This is a genomic window from Thermofilaceae archaeon (genome assembly GCA_038731975.1).
In the GTDB taxonomy this organism is placed as follows: Archaea; Thermoproteota; Thermoprotei; order Thermofilales; family Thermofilaceae; genus JANXEW01.
The window spans coordinates 1-3,177 of record JAVYQJ010000072.1 but is presented as its reverse complement, the minus strand read 5'-3'; the positions used below and the strand labels follow the sequence as shown (position 1 = coordinate 3,177).

Sequence of the window (3,177 nt, the reverse complement as noted above, 5' to 3'; positions counted from 1 at the left end):
CTTGAAAAGAGAGAAAATGACGTTTGTTATATTTAAAAGGCCAGAGAGATTAAACACGTTGAGACTATTAACTAATCATTTAAAGACTTACAATGATGATCCAAAAGTACTTGCAATAATTTTAACTGGAAGCAGGAGATGATGTTATGTATGAGTTAAAAAGAAAAAGATACTGAATATTTCTTTAATACTTTATATAACGCAGTTAATTAATTTGATAGTCCGTGCGGTTAATGGTTATGTGGGGGTTGTGAAATTCTATTGCTTTTCGATTTCAGTTGAAGATGCTAAATGTAAAATACTGGAAGGTAAGTTTGGGTTAATACCGCACTATAAGTTTAGGTTAGGAAAAGTTATACGTAGATTAGCATTAACTGGAGAGGCTATAGACGTTCAAGAGGCTAAAGAAATAGGTTTAGTAGATAAAGCGAAAGGAGGAGAAGGCAAGAGAGGAAACGGGTAAGTATTGGTAGTAATTCAATAAAAAATTCTTTAAAATTATGAGAAGAAGATTAAGAAAGTAATATATGAATTTTTTAAGATGTCACTTTCAGTTTCAAAGAGAGAATGAATGGTTTTCACAACTAAATAAGGTAGTATACGTACTTTGATAATTCATATTTGTTTTCATTATTTGTAAGAGCTAACAATTTAGGGTAAGCATTTAAATATCGCAAAATTTAGTTTGATTAAGTGTGGATGAAGATTTTACGCTTAAAATTTACGGCTTAGTTCAAAATTCCTTAAATCTCAAGCTTAACGATATTAAAGCTTTACCCAAAGTTGGCTTAACTTTTGATTTTAGGTGTGTAGAAGGATGGGAAATTAAGGATACGCAATGGCAAGGGGTTAGGGTTAGGGATTTGTTAGAATTATCTAAACCATTAAAAAGCGCTAAATACGCTATTTTCAAATCAGGTGATTATACTATAACCTTAAGCTTAGAAAGGATCATGAAAGGTGATGTAGTTCTAGCTTATGAGTACATGGGAAAACAATTAACAAAGGAGAGGGGAGGGCCAATAAGGTTAGTGTTTCCATCACAATATTGTTATGAAAGTGTGAAATGGTTAGAGGAGATTGAAATAACTGATATTTATAAAGAGGGAACTGGAAAGAGGATAGCTCTGTATAGAATAGGGAAAGCAGATGTATAAAAGTGTAGAGATAGATGAAATAGTACCCCCTTTTAACTTAATTTATACTGTATGGCTTTTGAAAAGGGTAAAAAATAATAAGATAGATGAAATATTGCAAGATAAAAGTTATGTCAGAGCGTTAAATAAGGATACGATAATTAAAGTAAAGCAGATTAAGGGAGTTTATGATCCTAAGTTAAGGATTGAGATCTTCAGTAATAGGGAAATTGATGAAGAAAATATAATTAATATTCTGAAAAGGATTTTAGGTTTAAAAATTGATTTAACAGATTTCTATAATACAATTTCTAACAATCAATATTTTTCTGAATTAGCAAGGAAATTTATAGGTGCTAAACCTGTAGTTTTTCCTACACTTTTAGAGACTGCAGTTAATGCAATTTCTTGCCAGCAGATTTCACTTAGTTCATGTTTAGTCTTAATAAATAGGTTTGCTGAAAACTTCGGAGGAAAGATGGTGCTAAATGATTTTCAAATTAATATTTTCCCCACTATCGAAGATCTGCTTAAAATTAAACTAGAAGACATTAAGAAGCTAGGATATAGTTCTAGGAAATCTGAATATATTTTAAAAGTCGTAAACGCATTGAAGGAGAATGATAGTTTAGAATCCATAAAGGGTTTAAAGGGTTTAGGTAAATGGTCGATGAATTACATAATGTTAAGGGGTTTAGGAAGATTTGACTTAATTCCCACGGGGGATGTTGGATTTCGTAATAAGCTTAAAAGATTCTTAGGAATAGATAATGTTGAGGAAGTTCTCTCCTCAATTAAAAATTATGCTGGAATTATCTATTTCTATTTACTTTTAGAAGATCTTTCTTGGCGATCTTTGATAATTTAATCTCTTTGAAAACAATATAATAAGAAAAAATCTTAAACTTAATTGTCAAAAAATTTTATTCTTTTTTTAAAAATATTATAAAAAATTCTATAAAATTACACGAATGGAGACCACTTTGCAAATGCTGATAAGTGTTCTCCTACAGCTGCAATTCCTATATATCCTGCTAATAACCCAGCTAGTATTAACAATATTGCATCTATTATTAACCATACTTTACCCCACTTTCCATTATCTAGGAATATTGAAACTGGGTAGAAGAATATTGATGATAAGCCAGTTAGTGTATATAACCCTAATAATGCTGAAGGCTCTGTAGTCATATTATGCAAAAATCCTTGTACTCCATAATATATTGTAACTAAACCGAATAACAAAGCCATGAAACCTAAGTGCTCAAGCTTATACTCATTCTTTATACTTAATGCTATTCCAATAATCCCTAAGCCTAATACAGCATATAAATCGTAAAATAGGATGTTATAGCTTGATGGTAATGGCCAAACAAGCATTCCATAAAATCCAGTAATTGCCATAAGCAAACCTATTGTAAGTAACGGCATGTATTGGGGCTTTAATGCGTTCCTATAATCTTGAACGGTACTATGAACTCTGAAAGCTTTAATTAATCCGTAAGCAAAGGTTATGAATATTATACCCATTGCAATTAACTGGATAGTTAATATGTCTACAAATCCAGCCATCTCTTTATCACCAATTTATAATTATTGTTTATCCAATATATAAATAAGACGTGTCAGAGTATATACATTTATACATGGATATTTATGATAAATAACTATTAAAAACATTTTTAATTTGATTAACTCGTCTTGAAAATCTCATTTCATTTTGATTAATTGGAAAAGATATAGTTACTGCAAAACAAAGATTAAAATAGCTAATGTACTTTATCACATATTTGTGTAAAGATATATTTAGAATAGAGGTTTCTTGAGTAGTAGATTTTCTCTAACCATGTCTTTGATAATAAAACCAATTCCATTAAAGATAAAACGATTTTTTAACAATATTAATTCTACGACGGCGAATATAATTCAAAAAATAAAGATAAAAAGCGCAATTTAACCTAACCCTCGTACTTCTTAAACTTTATCTTATAAACTACCATAGACGTTATCCATGTTAATGCGAAAGTAGCGATTACTATCA

The 3,177-nt window shown here is 30.0% G+C and carries 4 protein-coding genes; 3 read left to right on the top strand and 1 reads right to left on the bottom strand.

What is annotated here, in order from left to right; translation table 11 throughout:
• Positions 1-241: 241 nt before the first annotated feature.
• From QXF46_09525 to QXF46_09515, 3 genes are all read left to right on the top strand, one after another.
• The gene (locus QXF46_09525; GenBank protein ID MEM0227101.1) at positions 242-463 is read left to right on the top strand and encodes a hypothetical protein; all 222 of its coding nucleotides are present in this window, start codon (positions 242-244) and stop codon (positions 461-463) included.
• 232 nt (positions 464-695) lie between these two features.
• Positions 696-1,157: a molybdopterin-dependent oxidoreductase gene (locus QXF46_09520; GenBank protein ID MEM0227100.1), complete on the top strand. Its 462-nt coding sequence runs from the start codon at positions 696-698 to the stop codon at positions 1,155-1,157.
• Between the two features lie 58 nt (positions 1,158-1,215).
• Entirely contained in the window at positions 1,216-2,004 is a 789-nt protein-coding gene (locus QXF46_09515) for a hypothetical protein (GenBank protein ID MEM0227099.1), read from the top strand.
• A 95-nt stretch (positions 2,005-2,099) separates the two neighbouring features.
• On the opposite strand, the gene QXF46_09510 is transcribed toward QXF46_09515, so the two are convergent.
• Entirely contained in the window at positions 2,100-2,708 is a 609-nt protein-coding gene (locus tag QXF46_09510; GenBank protein ID MEM0227098.1) for a DUF981 domain-containing protein, read from the bottom strand.
• Between the last annotated feature and the right edge of the window lie 469 nt (positions 2,709-3,177).

Bases quoted from the DNA above. Each gene is read 5' to 3' on its own strand.
- QXF46_09510 (MEM0227098.1), bottom strand. From the start codon at position 2,708: ATGGCTGGATTTGTAGACATATTAACTATCCAGTTAATTGCAATGGGT.